At 61.6% G+C, this 18,883-nt stretch carries 16 protein-coding genes; 10 read left to right on the forward strand and 6 right to left on the reverse strand.

The genetic code is table 11. The annotated features are described in order from the left end of the window. Positions 1 to 300: 300 nt before the first annotated feature. The 4 genes from JFN91_RS00315 (at position 301) to JFN91_RS00330 (ending at position 6,713) form a co-directional block, all read left to right on the forward strand. Positions 301 to 2,010 carry an ABC transporter ATP-binding protein gene (locus JFN91_RS00315; protein WP_199387786.1) on the forward strand — a complete coding sequence of 570 codons (1,710 nt, stop codon included), beginning with the start codon at positions 301 to 303 and terminating at the stop codon, positions 2,008 to 2,010. Between the two features lie 155 nt (positions 2,011 to 2,165). After that, positions 2,166 to 4,037, forward strand: a complete 1,872-nt coding sequence (locus tag JFN91_RS00320) for an ABC transporter ATP-binding protein (protein WP_199387239.1) — start codon at positions 2,166 to 2,168, stop codon at positions 4,035 to 4,037. Between the two features lie 175 nt (positions 4,038 to 4,212). Continuing rightward, positions 4,213 to 6,123, forward strand: coding sequence for a selenocysteine-specific translation elongation factor (gene selB / locus JFN91_RS00325; protein ID WP_199387240.1), 1,911 nt, complete (start codon positions 4,213 to 4,215; stop codon positions 6,121 to 6,123). A 164-nt stretch (positions 6,124 to 6,287) separates the two neighbouring features. Then, on the forward strand, positions 6,288 to 6,713 hold the full coding sequence (locus tag JFN91_RS00330) for an endonuclease domain-containing protein (RefSeq protein ID WP_199387241.1): 426 nt from the start codon (positions 6,288 to 6,290) through the stop codon (positions 6,711 to 6,713). Positions 6,714 to 6,896: 183 nt separating this feature from the next. On the opposite strand, the gene JFN91_RS00335 is transcribed toward JFN91_RS00330, so the two are convergent. The 6 genes from JFN91_RS00335 to JFN91_RS00360 all read right to left on the reverse strand — a co-directional run bounded on the left by JFN91_RS00335 (position 6,897) and on the right by JFN91_RS00360 (position 13,191). Beyond that, on the reverse strand, positions 6,897 to 8,849 hold the full coding sequence (locus JFN91_RS00335) for a TraB/GumN family protein (protein WP_199387787.1): 1,953 nt from the start codon (positions 8,847 to 8,849) through the stop codon (positions 6,897 to 6,899). A 118-nt stretch (positions 8,850 to 8,967) separates the two neighbouring features. Next, on the reverse strand, positions 8,968 to 9,786 hold the full coding sequence (locus JFN91_RS00340) for an AAA family ATPase (protein WP_199387242.1): 819 nt from the start codon (positions 9,784 to 9,786) through the stop codon (positions 8,968 to 8,970). Positions 9,787 to 9,920: 134 nt separating this feature from the next. After that, the gene (locus tag JFN91_RS00345; protein WP_183344170.1) at positions 9,921 to 10,100 is read right to left on the reverse strand and encodes a hypothetical protein; all 180 of its coding nucleotides are present in this window, start codon (positions 10,098 to 10,100) and stop codon (positions 9,921 to 9,923) included. After that, on the reverse strand, positions 10,097 to 11,053 hold the full coding sequence (hemH, locus tag JFN91_RS00350; RefSeq protein ID WP_199387243.1) for a ferrochelatase: 957 nt from the start codon (positions 11,051 to 11,053) through the stop codon (positions 10,097 to 10,099). Before hemH ends, JFN91_RS00345 begins: the two co-directional genes overlap by 4 nt. Before the next feature lie 224 nt (positions 11,054 to 11,277). Beyond that, positions 11,278 to 12,834 carry a bacteriohemerythrin gene (locus JFN91_RS00355; protein WP_199387244.1) on the reverse strand — a complete coding sequence of 519 codons (1,557 nt, stop codon included), beginning with the start codon at positions 12,832 to 12,834 and terminating at the stop codon, positions 11,278 to 11,280. A 168-nt stretch (positions 12,835 to 13,002) separates the two neighbouring features. After that, a complete protein-coding gene (locus tag JFN91_RS00360) occupies positions 13,003 to 13,191 on the reverse strand; it encodes a hypothetical protein (protein WP_199387245.1) in 189 nt (62 codons plus the stop codon). Positions 13,192 to 13,441: 250 nt separating this feature from the next. On the opposite strand from JFN91_RS00360, the gene JFN91_RS00365 reads away from it, so the two are divergent. The 6 genes from JFN91_RS00365 to JFN91_RS00390 all read left to right on the forward strand — a co-directional run bounded on the left by JFN91_RS00365 (position 13,442) and on the right by JFN91_RS00390 (position 18,735). After that, on the forward strand, positions 13,442 to 14,320 hold the full coding sequence (locus JFN91_RS00365; RefSeq protein ID WP_236014855.1) for an SCO family protein: 879 nt from the start codon (positions 13,442 to 13,444) through the stop codon (positions 14,318 to 14,320). A gap of 29 nt (positions 14,321 to 14,349) precedes the next feature. Further along, positions 14,350 to 15,969 (forward strand): cytochrome c oxidase subunit I, encoded by a 1,620-nt coding sequence (gene ctaD, locus JFN91_RS00370; protein ID WP_199387246.1) that lies wholly within the window; start codon positions 14,350 to 14,352, stop codon positions 15,967 to 15,969. Continuing rightward, positions 15,966 to 16,565, forward strand: coding sequence for a cytochrome c oxidase subunit 3 family protein (locus JFN91_RS00375; protein ID WP_199387247.1), 600 nt, complete (start codon positions 15,966 to 15,968; stop codon positions 16,563 to 16,565). Before ctaD ends, JFN91_RS00375 begins: the two co-directional genes overlap by 4 nt. A gap of 136 nt (positions 16,566 to 16,701) precedes the next feature. Further along, on the forward strand, positions 16,702 to 16,989 hold the full coding sequence (locus tag JFN91_RS00380) for a cytochrome C oxidase subunit IV family protein (RefSeq protein ID WP_199387248.1): 288 nt from the start codon (positions 16,702 to 16,704) through the stop codon (positions 16,987 to 16,989). A gap of 10 nt (positions 16,990 to 16,999) precedes the next feature. Then, positions 17,000 to 17,902 (forward strand): cytochrome c oxidase subunit II, encoded by a 903-nt coding sequence (gene coxB, locus JFN91_RS00385; RefSeq protein ID WP_199387249.1) that lies wholly within the window; start codon positions 17,000 to 17,002, stop codon positions 17,900 to 17,902. 65 nt (positions 17,903 to 17,967) lie between these two features. After that, positions 17,968 to 18,735, forward strand: coding sequence for a protoheme IX farnesyltransferase (locus JFN91_RS00390; protein ID WP_199387789.1), 768 nt, complete (start codon positions 17,968 to 17,970; stop codon positions 18,733 to 18,735). Positions 18,736 to 18,883 lie beyond the last annotated feature (148 nt).

The raw sequence follows: 18,883 nt of genomic DNA on the forward strand, positions 1-18,883 counted from the left end.
TTCAAAGCGGCAAAATTGCCCGAAAAAGTGAAATTTTAGAACAACAAGGCCCGCGTTATCGCTAGCCTCGGAAGTGCTTGATGTAGCGTTGGAAATAGTTAAAGAATTCCGATCCGGGTCAAATCTCGCTGCACAGTGGTTTGGCCGGGTCAAAAGAGTGTGTTTACGTTTTTTTAAAACAAGCGCCGTAAATCATTGGAATCGGCAAATACTTTGACAGGAAAAACGAAATGTAATAATACTGTCGGGGCGTTATCCGTGAGGTGGGCCATCGGCGAATTGAGAAGACTATACAGCTACATGCGCAATCGCCGGGGGGCTTACCTGCTTGGGGCCCTGCTGCTGGTAGGGACCAACCTGTGCGGACTCGCCATCCCGTGGCTTCTGAAACTGGCCATCGAGGCGCTGCAGGCTCCCGCCAAGGCCGGCTACACACCCGCCCAGTACGGGGCCATGATCGCTGCGGCCGCGGTGGCACAGGGGGTCATCCGTGTCTTTTCCCGCACTACGCTCCTCAATGCCGGCCGCCGCATCGAGTACGAACTGCGCGAGGACCTTTACGCCAAGCTGCTCACCCTCGATCGCACCTACTTCTCCAACTGGCGCACCGGCGACATCCTGTCCCGGCTGGCCAACGATCTCACCAACGTCAGGATGCTGCTCGGCTTCGGCGTCCTGAGCCTGCTCAACACGGTGGTGATCTACACCGCCTCGCTGATCCTGCTGACCCGGATCTCCCCGTTTCTCACCCTGTGCTCGGTACTTCCCTTCCCGATCATGATCCTGATCGTGAAGCAGATGAGCGCCTCGATGTTCCGGATCTCCAAGCGGACCCAGGAGGCGCTGGCCCGGCTCACCACGCGCGTCGAGGAGAACGTCTCCGCCGCGGCAGTGGTACGTGCCTACTGCCGGGAGGACGGTGAGATCGCAAGTTTCGGTGCCGTGTGCGACAGCTACAGCGATGCCAGCATGGCGATGGCCAAGATCCGCGGCATGATGTTGCCGGTAATGGCGGCAACCGGCGCCATCGGCACCCTTATCATCCTTTTCGTCGGCGGCAACCAGGTCATCAGCGGCAAGCTTACCCTGGGCGGTTTTGTCGCCTTCAACGGCTACCTCGCCATGCTGGTGTGGCCCACCATCATGTTCGGCTGGATCCTGAACCTGGTGCAGCGCGGAGCCGCGTCAATGACCCGGTTGGGCGAGATCCTGAACGCCCACGCCGAGGTGGTGGAGCCGGAGCAGCCCATCGACCCGGGGGCAATCGGCGGGGAGATCGAGTACCGCAACTTCAGCTTCAGCTACGGCAGCGCGGAGATGCTGCGCGGTATCGATTTGAAGATCGCGCGCGGGGCCCGCATCGGCATCGTCGGGGTGGTGGGGAGCGGCAAATCGACCCTGGTGCGCATGATTCCACGACTCTTCCCGGTGGCTGAGGGCTCTTTGTTCATCGACGGTATCGACCTGAACCGGCTGCCGCTCAAGCGCATCCGCGAAGCGGTCGGCTTCGTCCCCCAGGAAACCTTCCTCTTCTCGCGCACCATCGCCGAGAACATCGGCTACGGCAAACCGGGGGCGACCCGGGAGGAGATCGAGCACGCCGCCAGGATTGCCGGGCTTTCCGGTGATCTGACCCGTTTCCCGCAGGGGCTGGACACGCTGGTGGGAGAGCGGGGGGTGACGCTGTCCGGGGGACAGAAACAGCGTGTCTCCATTGCCCGGGCCCTCATCAAGGAGCCGAGCATATTGATATTGGACGATCCCCTTTCCGCGGTCGACGCCGACACCGAGGAGGAGATTCTCTCCGCGCTCTCCGGCTACTACGGCAAGAGGACCGTGCTGATCGTATCGCATCGGCTGTCGCCGCTGCGCAACTGTGACCGGATCATCGTCCTGGAGCAGGGGAGCATCGTAGAAGAGGGGAGCCATGCGGAGTTGTTGGAACTCGGCGGCCGCTACGCCGCCATCCACAGGGAAGAGCAGCTGAAGGCGGAGATAGAAAGACTTTAAAGGAAAAAAGCAATTTTTAACGCAAAGACGCAAAGGCGCAAAGAGAATCAAAACCTGAAACGACTTTAGGGTTTAAACCATTAAGATTTTAGATTTTCTTAGCGTCCTTGCGGCTTTGCGTTAAATATAAGCCTTTCAGGTTTTAAGGGAGCAGCATGCACTTCGGTGGGATATACGAGGATGAAACGGTAGGTAAGGTGTACGACCGGCGCCTGATGGGGCGCTTCTTCGCCTTCATCCTGCCCTATCGCCGCATGCTGGTGACGGCACTCCTCGTGCTCCCCCTGATCGCTGCATCCAAACTCGCCCAGCCCTGGATCATCAAGGTCGCCATCGACGAACACATCGTGAAGGGGCGCATGGAAGGACTGCCGGCCCTGGCGGCGGGCTTTCTTGCCGTCATCTTCGCGGAGTCGATCCTCATGTTCGCCCAGGTCTACCTGCTGCAGTGGGTCGGCCAGCGGGTCATGTACGATATCAGGGTCAAGCTCTTCAGCCACATCCAGCGCCTCTCCACCCGCTTCTTCGACCAGACCCCGGTCGGCAGCCTTGTCTCCAGGCTGACGAGCGACATCGAGGTGCTGGGCGAGATGTTCGCCGCCGGCATCGTGACCGTGGTCGGCGACATCCTGGTGCTGGCCGGCATCGTCGGCATCATGCTCTGGATGAACGTGCGGCTCTCGCTGGTCACCTTCTCGGTGCTGCCGGTGCTGATCTGGGTCGCCTTCGCGTTCCGCAAGTGGATGCGGCTCGCCTTCCGCCAGGTGCGCGCGCGCCAGGCGAACCTCTCCGCCTTTCTCGCTGAGAGCATCGGCGGCATGGCGGTGGTCCAACTCTTCAACCGCGAGCGGGAGGAGGCCGAGGAATTCCGCCGGCTCAACGCCTCGTACGTGGAGGCCAACCTCCCCGTTATCACTTGGGATGCCGCCCTCTACGCGGTGGTCGAATCCCTCTCCTCGGTGGCCGTCGCGCTCATCATCTGGTACGGTGGCGGCGAGATCGTCAAGGGGACGCTCTCCTTCGGTTCCCTGGTCGCCTTCATCCAGTACATAGAGAAATTCTTCTCCCCGATACGCGACCTCTCCGCCAAGTACTCGATCATGCAGGGGGCGATGGCCTCGCTGGAGCGCATCTTCGCCCTTTTGGACAATAATGACCGCGAGCCCGAACCGGTACCGTCCCCGGAAGCCGCAACTGGGACGGTAAGGACTGACAGCCGACTGACTCAAGCTCTCCCTCCCCCGGAGGGGGAGGAGTTGCGGGCCAGAATGCAGGCGTGCAAAGGATCTCCCGCGCACGCGCTGCAGAGCATCTGCTTCAACGACATCTGGTTCGCCTACAAAGATCGGGATTACGTGCTGAAAGGGTTCTCGCTGCAGATGAAGCGTGGCGAGAAAGTGGCGTTGGTGGGAGAAACCGGCGGGGGCAAGACCACCGTGACCAGGCTCCTGTCCCGGCTCTACGACGTCGAGCGCGGCTCCATCACCATCGACGGCACCGACATCCGGGAATTGCAGCTCCCGGCCCTGCGCAAGCGCATCGGCGTGGTGTTGCAGGATCCCTATCTCTTCTCCGGCACTATCGCCTATAACATTTCCCTGGGGGATCCCGATGCACTCAAAAGGGTGGAGCGGGCTGCGGCGGTTGTCGGCGCGGATCGCTTCATCCGGGAACTGCCCCACGGCTATGACGAGGAGGTGCGCGAGCGCGGCGTAAACTTCTCCGCCGGCGAACGTCAGCTGATCTCCTTTGCCCGAGCGGTCGCCTTTGATCCCGAGATCCTGGTGTTGGACGAGGCCACGGCCAGCGTCGACACCGCGAGCGAGCGGCTGATCCAGCAGGGACTCGAGGGGCTGATGCAGGGACGCACCACCTTGGTGGTGGCGCACCGGCTTTCCACCATCCGCGATGCCGATCGCATCGTCGTCATCCACCGCGGCGAGAAGGCCGAAGAGGGTACCCACGCCGAACTCATGGCCGCTCAAGGGCTCTACTACCGGCTGTACCAGCTGCAGTTCAAGGATTAGCCCGTCCGTATGCTCCCTCCCCCGGAGGGGGAGGGCAGGGGAGGGGGAAGTCCCTGTGACTATCCATCCCCCCTCCCGACCTCCCCCCTCCGGGGGGAGGAGTTGTTGAAAGACCGGTTGACCTTTCATTCAAAAATTGCGATATAAGAAGCACTTTTTTTCACGGAGCACCACCATGAAGCATCTCATTCTCGGCACCGCCGGACACATAGACCATGGCAAGACCTCGCTGGTGAAGGCGCTGACCGGCGTTGATACCGATCGCCTCAAAGAGGAGAAGGCCCGCGGCATCACGATCGAACTCGGCTTCGCGCACCTGGAACTCCCGGGCGACCTGCGCTTCGGCATCGTCGACGTTCCGGGCCACGAACGCTTCGTGCGCACCATGGTGGCCGGCGTGGGCGGCATGGACCTGGTGCTGTTGGTGATTGCGGCGGACGAGGGGATCATGCCCCAGACCCGCGAGCACCTGGAGATCTGCCAGTTGCTGGGCGTGAAGCGCGGTATCGTGGTGCTCACCAAGAAGGACATGGTGGAACCGGACTGGCTCGACCTGGTTACCGAGGAGGTGCGTGACTACCTCGCGGAAAGCTTCTTGGCCGGCGCCCCCATCATCAGTGTTTCCTCCCGCACCGGCGACGGCATCGAAAACCTGAAGGCGGAACTCACCAGGATGGCGAAGGAGATCGAGCAGAAGCGGGTCGACTCCCCCTTCCGGCTCCCGGTGGACCGCGTCTTTACCGTGACCGGCTTCGGCACCGTCGTAACCGGCACGCTCCTCTCCGGTGCCGTCACCGTCGGCGACGAGGTCGAGATCCTCCCCTCCGGCATCGCCTGCCGCGTGCGCGGCGTGCAGTCTTTCGGCTCCAAGGTCGAAAAGGGCGGGGCGGGCGAGAGGCTCGCGGTGAACCTGCAAGGTGTGGATCACACCGATGTGCAGCGCGGCGACGTGGTGGTTCCCAAGGGGCTCTACAAGCCGACCAGCGCCGTCGACGTGCGCCTCAACTACCTCGCATCGATGGGCAAGGAGTTAAAGCACCGCGCCGGTGTCCGTCTGCACTCGGCCACCTACGAGGTTCCTGCCAAGGTCATCCTGTTCGATCGCGATGCGCTGCAGCCGGGCGAAAGTGCCTACGTGCAGTTGCGCCTTGAGCACCCGGTACTGCTCTTGCCGGGCGACCCGTTCGTGCTGCGTACCTATTCGCCGCAGGCAACACTGGGGGGCGGCACCGTGCTGGACCCCGCGCCGCCGCGCCGCCGCCGCCGTTCCGCAGAGGCGCTCGCACTTTTGGAGGCGGCGGAATCCGGCGTGGACCAGGAGCGGATCCGGCTGCTGGTCGAGTCGTCGCTGCTCTCCGGCATCTCCATCCAGGAGATGGTGAACCGTTCCGGGATGTCGGGTAAGCGGATCGAAGCAGCGCTGGCGCCCCTGCTTTCCAGCGGGGCGGTGCTCCAGGTGGTCAAGGAGCCGCGCATCTTTCTCAGTAAGGATGCCTTTGCGCAGTTGAAGCAGAGGCTTTCCACCGAGTTGGAGGAGTACCTCCAGGAAAACCCGATGCAGGAAGGTATCGGCAAGGAGGAGCTGAAATCCCGGATTCCCAAGCGCAGCGATGCACGCTTCTTCGGGCCGGTGCTGGCGAGCCTGGAGAAGGACGGGCTGGCACTTTCCGACCGGGAGCTGGTGAAGCTCCCCGGGCGCAAGGTCGGTGTGACCCAGGACCAGGCCAGCGTGCAGCGCGCCCTCGAAGAGGCGCTGACCAAGGCGTGGTTCGAGCCTCCTACCTTGAAGGAACTTTGCGACCTGGTGGGCGCCACCGAGAAGCAGGTGCTCGATCACGCCAACATGATGTTCCGCGAGGGGAGGGTGGCCAAGATCAAGGGAGACATCTTCTACGCCCCCGGCGCCGTCAACGAGCTGCGCGACAAGCTGGTGGCGCATCTGAAGGAGAAGGGGGAGATCACCCCGCCGGAGTTCCGTGACATCACCGGCCTGTCCAGGAAGTTCATGATCCCGCTGCTGGAGTACTTCGACCAGGAGAAGCTCACCATCCGCATGGGGGACAAGAGGGTGTTGAGGAAGGGGTAAAGAGGCAGATTGAGACTGAGATTAAGATAAAGGAAAACGAAAAGGCCCTTCGGTTCGAGGGGCCTTTTTTTTGTCCGTTGCCGGAACTGACGTCTCAGTTATGCTTCTGTGCGTTCGTCTCAGCTCCCTCCCCCGGAGGGGGAGGGTTGGGGAGGGGGAAAAGCATGGACGCAGACAATCCCATATTCGACCCGCCGCCATTGCCAACTGAACTCCTTAAGGCTGCTCGCATGCTGCGCCAGCATATGACGGACGCGGAGCAACTGCTTTGGTTTTGTTTGCGCCGTAAGCAGATGGGTGGCTTCCGGTTCCGGCGGCAGCACCCGGTTGAGAAGTTCGTGCTGGATTTCTATTGTGCGGAAGCAAGACTAGCGGTGGAGTTGGACGGTGGGCAGCACAACCAGCCTCTCAATGCCTTACGTGATCGAGGAAGAACAGATTTCCTGGAGGCGCAGGGCATTTCTCTTCTCAGGATATGGAACCACGAACTCTTTGTGAACCTGGAAGGAGTGCTGGAAAGAATTTACGAGGTGTTGCTACAGAGGGTAGGAGTTAGTTACGGCAGGAACAAAAAACTTCCCCCTCCCTAACCCTCCCCCTCCGGGGGAGGGGACTTTGTGGGCTCGGCGATTGCGGATTGGATAGCAGCTGACATCTGCAGCTGTCGCCTTCATAAGCTTGGGCGTCCACAGCTCCCTCCCCCGGAGGGGGAGGGTTGGGGAGGGGGAAGACTTCTCCTCACATGGGAAGACTTCTCCTCAACAAGACGACTCCTACCAAATGTAATCCTTGGCGATATCCCGCTTGTCCCGCCCGTAGAGGATGTGGAAGGCACGCAGCTTCTTTAGGGCGACGGGGGACAGGCTCCCCAGCGGCAGGTAGATGATCCTCTTCCCCAGCCGCGCAGCGTGCTGTTTCAGGAAACTCCTGGGGGGCTTGGCCGCGGCGTAGACCACGTCCTTCTCCAGCGAATAGTCGAGCGCAGCCATCAGCAGGTGCTCCGCCTTGCCGAGCGCATACCTGTAGTCCGGGTCGTGCCAGACGTCCACCATCCGCCGCGGCGGGTAGCTCAACAGAAACCCACCGTACTCGCAGCGCGAAATCCCCGGCCCCACGATGTTGTCGGTAGGGGGCGTGGCGTAGAAGGCCATGTCGGACTCCTGCGCGTGCTCGCCAAGCCATGTCATGCAGTACGGGTACTTCGTCCCCTCCTTGTCCTCGTCGAGGATCACTACCACGCACCCAACGCCGCTCTTCAGCCGCTTGTTCTCCCGGACGTAGATCTTCCCTTCGTGAATGTTGCGCAGCGTCTCGCGCATGTCGATCCCGTCCAGAAGCGACGAGCTGAACGGCTCGGACTTGCTCGCCTCCTCGCTCAACTGCCGGGCCCCGATCCGCTTCAGGTTGCGGCCGTATTCCTCGATGTTGAGATCTTCGGGGGGGAAGGAGCAGATGTACGGGTCATCAAACCCCTCCAGCCAGTCGCCGGGCCGCTTTTCCTTCTTCCGGTTCATCATCTTGAGCCGCGAGAGCCCCTTGGCGCGCACCTGCTCGCGCGGGCGGAACCTGATCCTCTTGGTGGCGGACCAGAGCTCGGCGGCGGAAAGGCGCAGGGTGGGGATGTCGCTCGTCTCCTTCTGCCAGGGGGAATGGGCGGCCAGCCGGAAGAAGGCGTAGGCGAAGTTGTCGTCCAGGCAGCCGCGCGCGGCGGCGAGCATCTGGAACAGGTCGGGGAGCAGCATGCGCGACAACAGCGCGTAGTTACGGGCGAAACGGAAGAAGGCCCGCTTTTGCCAGAAGTGCACCTTGTCGCCGGTCTCCTGCCGGTAGTGCCGCGCCGCTTCCAAAAAGAGCCGCAGCATGATCTTCTGCCGGTCCGGCAGTTCCCCTTCCGGACCGATGCGGTGTGCGCTTCTCTGCACCGACTCGGCCAGCGCCTCCTCTTCCGGGATGCTCTGCTTCCCGCCCAGGATCAGCTCAAAGGCGTTGAAGCTCTTTCTCAGCGAAGGACCGCCGGGTGCAGGTTCGGGGGGGAGGGGAGAGCGCCTGGTCTCGTAGAGTGCGGACAGGAACGGGTACTCGGCCAGGACCTCGTGGCAGCATTCCGGGTGCAGGTTGAAGATGGTGATCCCCTCGCGGTGGGTGCGGGTGAGGGGCTGGGCCTGCGGCGCGTCGAAATCGCGCCGGATTCGCTCCAGGTGCGCCATGCCGCAGATGAAGAGGACGCGCTCGTGCTGCTGGGAAAGCTGCCGCAGGCGGTAGGCCATGCCCCGCTCCCGGCGCAGGTCCTCCTCTCCCGGCGGGATACCACGGTACAGCTTGGCGACTTCCCGGTAGAACGGCTCCAGGCCGATGCGCTGCACGGAGTAAGAATCGGGGAGTTGTTCCGGGTGAGAGGGGTAGGAGTCGAGGTCGATGTCGACCAGGTGCAGCGGGATCTGGCGCTCCAGGGCGAGGCGCGCTCCTTCGATCAGGGGATCGGCCGGTTCGATTATGAGGAAGACGGACTGGGCGGCGACGTGGTAGGCGAGCACCGAGATTTCCGGCAGGCGCCGCACGCCGCGCAGGAACTGCTGCTCCAGTGTTTGCGGGAGCTCCAGCGCGATGCAATCAGGCTTTACCGTATCGAACGCCTCCCGCACCAGGTGGGCGAACTCCATCCGGTAGTGCAGGATGGGGAGGGCGTGGACGTTGCCGAATTGTTCCAGGTAGAGTCGGTCGGGCATAGGTATGTCCAAAGCTCCTCCCCCCGGAGGGGGGAGGCTGGGAGGGAGGATCGTAAAAGGAAAGCCTCCCCCTCCCTGACCCTCCCCCTCCGGGGGAGGGAATTTGACCTCAAAAAAGTTACTTCAAATACCGGAGCGCCTCTTCCCCGAGGATCCGTTCCACCGCGAGCGGCAGCAGTTCGCGCGGGTCTTTTTCGGTGGCCGCCATCATCTTAAGCGCATAGCGCGCGATGTTGATGCCGTCCCGCACCGAATAGGGCTCGTCCGCAGCGTGGCCGCGCTGCAGGAACTGCACGACATAGTTGAGGATGGAACTGCCGGCGAAGGGAAGATTCTCTTTCAGGATCGCCAGCTCCTCCTCCGCCTCGGGGAAGTCGATGAAGAGCTGCGGCTGCAGGCGGGAATGGATGTACTCCGGCACTTCGAAGGTGGAGGAGTCTTCGTTCATGGTCACCACGATGCGGAAGTCCGGGTGCGCCTGGATCCTGAGGCCGGTGATGATCGATTCGACGTAGCGGCGGTCATCCAGAAGCGGCGCCAGCGACGCCCAGGCCTTCTCGCTCATCCGGTTCCCCTCGTCGAGGATCAGCACGCCGCCCGAGATCATGGCCGACACCAGTGAGGAGGCGGCATACTGGATGGTCCCCTCCGGGCCGATGACCGGCGTCACGATCAGGTCCTCCGGCCGGGTGTCCATGGTGGCCTGGAACAGGTAGACCTTGCGGCCCAGTCTCTTGGCGGCGGCGTAGGCGAGGGTGGTCTTGCCGACGCCGGGCTTGCCGATCAGGCGCGGGTTGAAGGGGATGTCGCGCTCGTCGATGACCATCCAGGCAGCCAAAAGCTGCCGGAGCAGTTCCTCGTCCCCGACCCAGCGCAGCGGTAGCTCGATGGGGTTGGCGAGGGTCAGGTTGATGCCGTCAATCGTGATCCGGTCCATAAAAGCTCCAAAAAACCAAACCTGTAACAAGGAGAACGTCTGAGAAAATCTGAGTAAAGACAGAAGCTGGAGAAAACCTAAAGATTCTTGTGGGTTTTCTCAGATGTCCTCAGATTTCCTCCTTGTTAATGGTTTCAGGTGTTCATTTCGTGCCCGTACATCATGACCAGCCGGGCACGGTTCTCGCGGCAGCTCTTGCAGAGCTCGCCGGCATCCTTGAAGAATTCCTCCGCCAGCCACTCTCCCGCCTCGCCGTACAGCGAATCCGGCTCGTTCTCGTCGTACTCGGTCTTGCAGATGCTGCAGGTTTTCATGCTTTTACCGTGGTCCTTACCAGGTCGGCCAGGCAATCCAGGAACATCGGGTCGGAATTGAGCGACTCGGTCCTGACGAAGCGCTTGATGCCGTGCGCCTTGGCCTCCTCTGCGTACTGGATGTCGATCTCGTAAAGGGTCTCGATATGGTCGGAGACAAAGGAAAGCGGCACCATCAACAGGTTTTCCTTCCCTTCCCTGCCCAGGCGCTGGATGGTCGCCTCGGTGGAAGGCTCCAGCCACTTCACTTTGCTCGCTTTGGACTGGAAGCAGAGCAGGTGGCTCGCCTCCCCTACCTGTTCCATCACCAGCCGCACGGTCTCCTGGATGTGCGCCAGGTACGGGTCGCCCTCGTCGATGAAGGACTGGGGGAGCGAGTGGGCGGAAAAAACGATCTGGACGTCTTTCGGGTCGGGGAAGGACTGCAGTCCCCGGATCACCTTGGCGGCCAGCGCCTTGATGTAGAGCGGATGGTTGTAGAAACGATCGATGTAGATGATCTCGAAATCGGCGTTGGCCTCCTTGAGCACCCGCTGCAGCTCGTTAACGCTGGAGCCGGTGGTCGCCCTGGAGTAGTGCGGGTACAGCGAGAGCGCCACCACGCGCTTGATCCCTTCGCGCTTGATCGCCGCCAGGGCATCGATGGTGGAGGGGCGGGAGTAGCGCATGGCGACGAAGGAGCGGAAGCGGTCTCCCAGCAGCGCCTGCAGTCCCGAGCCCTGGGCCTCGGTCAGCTCGCGGATCGGGGACTTGCCGCCGATCTGGCGGTAAAACTCCGTGACCTCCGGTGCGCGCTTGTTGACGATGCGCCGTGCGATGAAAGGCTGCAAAAAGGCCGGCCCGATCTTGATGATGTCACGATCCGTGAACAGGTTCATGAGGAAAGGGTGCACGGCATCGAGCGAGTCGGGGCCTCCCATCTGGAGCAGCAGGAGTGCGGTTTTGTCAGACATGGCAACCTCTTGGGCGAGAATAGTGGCCCAAGAAATGTAGCAGAAAACGAGGGGAAGTAGAACCGGTTTAATTCATTGGGAAGGGGGAACAGCAAAACAAATTAACAGGGATAAAAAGGATGAAAGGGATGAACGGCAAAAACCATACGGCCTGGTTTAAAACCCCAAGCTTTTATGGTTTGTGCAGTTATCCCCTTTATCCCTTTTATCCCTGTTAAACGCCTTTACCGGATGCCGGCCTTGGTGAGGTGGGGGGCGTAGCGCTTGTCGGTCCCCTTGATGTGGTTCACCAGCCAGTTCTGCAGGAACTCGATGACGTCGTGGGTGAGCACCGTTTCGCCGGAGTTGAATTTCGCCTGCAACTCGAGTACCTGGCTCACCAGGGCCTTGTGCTGCTGGACGTGCGCGGTCTCCTCAGGGTAGCCGGATTTGCGGAAGGCCTCTTCTTCGGCGGCGAAGTGGCTGCCGGTGTACTCGATCAGACGCTGCAGCACGGACCCGATGGCCTCCTTGCTGCGTTTATGCTGCATCGCTTGGGCCAGCTCGTTCACCATGGCGAACAGCTTCTTGTGCTGATCGTCGAAGGTGTTGATGGTGGTGGCGAAGCTCTGGTCCCAGACCATGGCGTCGGAAAGCTGGAAGTGGGAGACGAGTTCGTGCAGCTCGTCCACCTGCTGCACCAGCTTGCCGGTGGCCGCCTTGGTGTTGCGGGCGCTCTCAACGTTGCTGTTCACCACGGAGGTGATCATCTGGATGTTGCCGGTGATCTCGTGGGTGGTGGCGGTCTGCTCCTCGGCGGCGGTGGCAATCTGGGAGAGTTGCATGGTCAGGTCGTTGATCATGGCCAGGATCCCGTTCAGTGCCTCGCCGGAGCGGCAGGTCTCGGCGGTGCCCTGGTTCACCTGCTCCACCCCCTCGCCCATGGCGCCGACGGCGTCCCGCGTCTCGCTCTGGATCGACTTGATCATGGTGTCGATTTCTTTCGTGGCGCGGGTGGTCCGCTCCGCCAGGGCACGTACCTCGTCCGCCACGACCGCGAAGCCGCGGCCGGTTTCACCGGCGCGTGCCGCTTCGATGGCCGCGTTCAAGGCGAGGAGGTTGGTCTGGTCGGCGATGTCCTCGATGGTGCCGGCGATGGCGCCGATCTGGTCGGAACGCTCGCCAAGTCCTGCTACCGAGGTCGAGGTGGAAGTCACCCGCTGGGCGATGTTCTCCATGAGCCGCGCGCTGTTGCGGACGATCTCGGCGCCGGCGGTGGTCTCCGCGGTCGCCTTGTGGGCGTTTTCGGCGGCGTAGATGCAGTTGCGGGCGATATCGGCGGAGGTGGCGGACATCTCCTCGCTGGCGGTGGCAATGGTGGATGCCTGCATGGCGACGTCTTCGGCGGCGGAGGCCATGGCGTCGTTGGTGGCACTCACCAGCGCGACGGAGTCGCGAACCAGGTCGGTGACGGTGAAGAACTGGTGCATGGTCTTGTTCCAATCCCCCATCATGTTGTTGAAGGCGTTGGCGATGCGGCCGACTTCACCACCGGGGATACGCTCGACGCGACGGGAGAGGGTGCCTTGGGCGGCGGCCTCCAATGCGTCGGCAATCTCCCGCAGGACTCGGGATTCGGAACGGGCCACGTACCAACTGGCCAGTCCTGAAATCAAAAAGATGAAGGTTCCTGCCCCCACCATCGTCAGGATGTTGCCGCAGTTTCCCAAAGCAATGGTAGAGGTGACCGTCGCGCAGACTGCAATCAGGTTGATCGTGATAAGGCGGGCAGTGAAAGACATGAACGATCTCCTTTTCTAGGCTTTTCACACTCAAGGAGATTATCGTCTGCACAAGACAAAAACTTTAAAGGTATCGAGTTGTTTACAATTAAAATCCGCAACCGACCCTGCCGGAACGGGAGCCGAGGGCACCGTTTGTTCTTTCTGAGATAACCGGCTGGATGGTTGCTACCAGGAAGGGCGTCCGCTTTGGTGTTGACGATCCTGCACTGCGGCGAGGTTGGCGGCAACTTCGGGGTTGTTGATGTGCCGGTTTCTCTCCCTGTGTTGAACATTTTCCGACTGTTCGATCTGCATCACGAAACCGCAGGAGAGGATGATGGCTGCCATCACGATCTTGCAAGGAAAACTCTTCATAGCCGGCCTCCTTGTTGCCGGGCAAGCATCGGAGAGCCCCCCGGCCAGTCTGCCATATGAGAAAAAGCATTGGCACAGTCTAATGTATGAGAATATTAAGTCAAGCTTAATCTTCTGGTTCAGGGTATGTCACCGGCAACACAGGAAAAAAAAGAGGGCGCAGGGGGGGCTTGGGAAATAATTGCTCCTCATGTGGACAGTGGGGAAGATTGATTTATAATGAGCACTTGTTTTTCCCATGAGAGGTGCAATGGAAGCGATGAGTATCATTGGCGTTATCCGGCGTGCGGTGTTGTTGGGGGTGGCGGTCCTGCTGCTTTACCCGGCTGCCGTGCGTGCCCATAGCGAGGAGGACGCCGCCGCTCACCACGAGGGCGCGGCCCAGACGGATGCCAAGGTGGGCCTCGATGAGCGGCTGGGCGCCAAGATCCCGCTCGACCTGGTGTTCACCGACGAGAACGGGCGTCAGCGGCGCCTGCGGGACCTGGTCACCGGCCCCACCATCATCCTCCCGGTCTATTACTCCTGTACCAACGTCTGCAACTATCTGCAGGAAGGTCTGGCCAGGGTGCTTCCCGAGATCAAGCTGGAACCGGGGAAGGAATACCGGGTCATCTCGGTCAGCTTCGACGAGCGCGAGAACCCGCAGCGGGCGCTGAAGTCGAAGCACCTGTACCAGACGGTGATGAAGGGGAAGTTCCCGGAAGGAAACTGGACCTTCCTCACCGGCGACGCGGCCAACATACGCAGTCTCACCGATGCCGCCGGGTTCCAGTTCCAGCGCAAGGGCAACGACTTCGTACACCCCGTGGTGAGCTTCGTCGTCGCGCGTGACGGCATGATCGTGCGCTACCTTTACGGCACCCATTTCCTCGCCAAGGACGTCACGCTGGCGCTCATGGAAGCGCGCCAGGGACGCGTCGGTACCACCATAAGCAAGATGGTAAGCTACTGCTTCAGCTTCGACCCCAACAGCAAGAGCTACGAGTTCAACATCCTCAGGGTGAGCGCGACGGTGATCATCATCTGCGTGGTGGGCTTCATCATCTTCCTGGTCGTGGGCGGGAAAAACGGGAGAAACGGGAACGGCAATAACGGCAATAACAAGGGAAACAACACCAACGCCTAGAACGCAGGCGCTGCATGTTTGGGGGAAAAATGAGTCACGAAACGGCAATGGCGGAAGGCGGCTTCTGGCGGGATACCGGGAGGACCGGGATCGGCGCCTGGATATTCTCGACCGACCACAAGCGGATCGGGTTGATGTACCTTTACTGCGTGTTCGGCTTCTTCCTGGTCGGCGCGTTCCTCGGGCTTTTGATCCGGCTGGAGCTGATGGCGCCGGGACCGACCATCATGACCGCGCAGACCTATAACGCGATGTTCACTGTACACGGGGTGGTGATGATCTTTCTCTTCATCATCCCCGGAATACCGGCCTCCTTCGGCAACCTGGTGCTCCCCATACAACTGGGAGCGCGGGACGTCGCTTTCCCGCGGGTGAACCTCTTCTCCTGGTGGCTATACGCCATCGGCGCCGTCATCGTGCTGGTCTCGCTTTTCACCGGCGGCGGCGCCCCCGACACCGGCTGGACCTTCTACGTTCCCTTCAGCGCCCGGACCACCACCAACGTCTCGCTGGCCGTGTTCGGCGTCTTCGTGCTCGGCTTCTCCTCCATCCTCACCGGGATCAACTTCATCACCACCATCCACCGGATGCGCGCCCCGGGCATGACCTGGACCCGGATTCCGCTCTTCGCCTGGAGCCTGTACGCGACGGCCTGGGTGCAGGTGCTGGCCACTCCGATCATCGCCATCACCCTGCTGCTCGTGGTCACCGAAAGGATCCTGGGGCTCGGCCTCTTCGACCCCACCCGCGGCGGCGACCCGGTCATGTACCAGCACATGTTCTGGATCTATTCGCACCCGGCGGTCTATATCATGATCCTGCCGGGGATGGGGGTCATCTCCGACATCATCCCGGTCTTCTCGCGAAAGCCGATCTTCGGCTACAAGATGATCGCCTTCTCGAGCCTCGCCATCGCGGCGGCCGGCTCGGCGGTGTGGGGGCACCACATGTACACCTCGGGGATGAGCGACCTGGGCGTCCTGGTCTTCTCCTTCCTGACCTTCATCGTGGCCATCCCCTCGGCCATCAAGGTGTTCAACTGGGTCTCCACCATGTACAAGGGATCCATCTCGCTGGAAGCGCCCATGCTCTTCGCGCTCTCCTTCATCCTGCTCTTCTCCATCGGCGGGCTCTCCGGCCTCATTCTGGGCGCGGCCGCCACCGACATCCACGTGCACGACACCCACTTCGTGGTCGGTCACTTCCACTACGTCATGTTCGGCGGCACCGGCTTCGCCTTCTTTGCTGCGGCCCACTACTGGTTACCCAAGTACTTCGGGCGCCGCTACCAGGAAAAGCCGGCCATCATCGGCTGGGTGTTCATGTTCATCGGCTTCAACATCCTCTACTTCACCATGCAGGTGCTGGGGATGGAGGGGATGCCGCGGCGCTACTACGATTACCTCCCGGAATTCGCCCGGTTGAACTTCGTGGCCACGGTCGGGAGCTGGATCATGCTGGCCGGGGTGGCCATCGTGGTCTGGAACCTCTGGCGCGGCCTGTTCAGGGGCGAACCGTTCACCGGCAACCCCTGGGGCGGGGCGAGTCTCGAATGGAGCATCGCGACCCCTCCACCCACGGAGAACTTCGAAGAGGACCCGGTCGTGACCCACGGGCCGTATGATTTCAAAGGGGTGGGGGTTCCATGAGTCACCTGGAAAAGGACAGTTTCGGCGCCAAGCTCGGCATGTGGTTGTTCCTGTTCACGGAGATGCTTCTCTTCGGCGGCGTCTTCATCCTCTACTCGGTCTACCTGACCCGCTACCCCAAGGAGTTCGGCTTGGGCGGCCACCAACTGGACCTGGTCTACGGGGCCACCAACACGGTGGTGCTGCTCACCAGTTCGCTGTTCGCGGCGATGTCGGTCACCGCCATCAAGACCGGGGCGAAGAAGCTGACCCTGGGGCTTCTTTCCGGCACCATCGGCTGCGCGTTCATCTTCCTGGGCATCAAGTACCTGGAGTGGAGCGCCAAATTTCACCACGGCATCTACCCCAACTCCCCGAAGCTGATCGCGGGGCCGCCGGGCGAATCCATATTCTTCGGTCTCTACTACCTCACCACCGGTCTGCACGGCATCCACGTCATCGTCGGCGCGGTGCTGATGAGCTGGACCGCCGTGATGGTGAGCAAAGAGAGAATCAATGCCGGTGACAACGTGACCCTGGAAAACGTCACCCTGTACTGGCACCTGGTCGACCTGGTCTGGATTTTCATCTTCCCGCTCTACTACTTGATTCTTTAGAGGCAAACTGGGCAAAGATTAAGATAAAGATTGAGATTGAGAAAAAACACGTGGCGAAGGCCACGGCATAGGACCGTGGCAGTTGGTATTAAACTTTATCTTAATCTTAGTCTTAATCTGATTCTTGGAGTGACGTATGACAGAAGAACACGCGGAACACATCCTCAGTTACGGAAAACTGGCCACGGTCTGGGTGACGCTCCTGGTCCTGACCGCGGCGACCATCATGGTGACCCGGGTCGAGCTGGGTGTCTGGAAGGTTTGGGCGGCGCTCGCCATCGCCAGTGTCAAGTCCGGCCTGGTCATCGCCTTCTTCATGCACATGAAGTACGAGCCGCGCCTGTTCCGGATCATCCTTTTCGTGGCGCTTTTCACCCTGGCGGGCTTCATCGGGGGAACCTTCTTCGACGTACTCTACCGTTAAAGGGGCGAACGTGGAAAATCAGCTATTGACGACGACGCAAGCAGTCGACCCGGTGTTCAAGTTCCTCTTTGGCGCCTGCACCGTGCTCCTCTTGGGGATCACCATCACCATGATCTTCTTCGTGGTGCGCTACCGCCGCTCCAAGAACCCGGAGCCGACCTCGCAGGTGGCGGGGAGCCCGCTGCTGGAGGTGGTCTGGACCCTGCTCCCCACCCTGCTGGTGATCGGCATGTTCTACTACGGCTGGACCAGCTACCTGTCGCTCAGGACCGTCCCCAAGAACGCCATGCAGGTGACGGCGGAGGCGCGCATGTGGTCCTGGAGCTTCGTCTACGACAACGGCAAGACCAGCCCGAAACTCTACGTCCCGGTCGGGAGGCCGGTACAGGTGAACCTGGTCTCCAAGGACGTGGTGCACGGCTTCTACGTCCCGGCCTTCAGGATCAAGCGCGACGTGGTGCCCGGCATGAAGAACCATGTCTGGTTCGTGGCCACCACTCCCGGCAGTTACGATCTTTTCTGTTCACAGTACTGCGGCACCGCGCACTCCTCCATGGTCAGCACGGTGGAGGCGCTGCCGCCGGAACAGTTCGCGGCGTGGCTGGGCCAGAAACCGGCCGGAGTGGGGGCGCAGGGGCAGGAACTGCTGCAGAAGTACGGCTGCCTGGGCTGTCATTCCCTGGACGGGACCCCCAAAGTGGGACCGACCTTCAAAGGGCTCTACGACAGTCAGGTCAAGGTGACCCGCGGCGGCAAACCGGAAACCGTGAAAGCGGACGAGAAGTACCTGCGTGAATCGATCGTCGACCCCGGCGCGGCAATCGTGGAAGGCTTCCCCCCGATCATGCCCAAGAGCGAGATCCCGGAGGCTGAATTGAAGGCGATAGTGGAATTCCTGGAAGGGGAAAAGTGATCGCAACCGCAGTTGGCAAAACGAGTAAAGGTCTCTACCGCCTGTTCCGTCTCCCGCTGGCGTTGATGAACGCCACCGCGGCGCTGGGTGGCTACCTGCTGTGCCGGACCGAGCCGCAACTTGTGGCGCTGCCTCTCTTTGCCGGCGTCGCCCTCTTGGCCTGTGCCGCCTCGGCCTTCAACCAGGTGCTGGAGCGCGATCTCGACGCGATCATGGATCGCACCCGGCTGCGCCCGCTCCCGGCGGGGGAACTGGGTCGGACGGGCGGCTTGACCATCGCCCTTGCCACCCTCGCCGCGGGGGTGCTGCTTCTCAACGTCATCGGCCTGCTGCCGCTGTGCCTCGCCCTCTTCACCCTTTTCTGGTATCTCCTGGTCTACACCCCGCTCAAGCGCCGTACCCCGTTCGCCCTGCTGATCGGTGCCATCTGCGGAGCTCTGCCACCTTTAATCGGCTGGAGCGCGGCCGGGGGCGCGGTCACCGATTTCAGGATCGTGCTGCTCTGCGGCATCCTGTACCTTTGGCAGGTGCCGCACTTCTGGATGCTGCAGAAAAGGCACGCCGACGACTACCGCCGGGCAGGGGTGCCGCTCTTCGTCCCCCGCGCCTTCCGTGGGCCGGAGCCGTTCCTGGTGCTCTGGCTGTTGGCCATGATCGCGGCGACGCTGATGCTCCCGGTGTTCGGTCTCATTGCGGGCGAGCATGCGCCCCTGTGGTGCATCGCCTTCTGTGTCCCGCTGTTGCTGTACCCGTTCGAGCGCTGGCAGGGCGCCGCCTTTGCCGGTGTGAACATCTTTCCGGCGCTGCTCACCCTCGCGCTGTACGGCCTTTGATCGTTGCCTCGCGCCTTTCCCCCTCGCCCTTTGGGAGAGGGTCGGGGTGAGGGCGTCGCACCAGGCAATAATTTCCCCGCGGCAGCGCCCTCACCCGGCCTGCGGCCACCCTCGCCCGGAGGGCGAGGGTAAAAAAGCATAGGATAGG

This window comes from Geomonas anaerohicana, assembly GCF_016458305.1.
GTDB lineage: Bacteria > Desulfobacterota > Desulfuromonadia > Geobacterales > Geobacteraceae > Geomonas > Geomonas anaerohicana.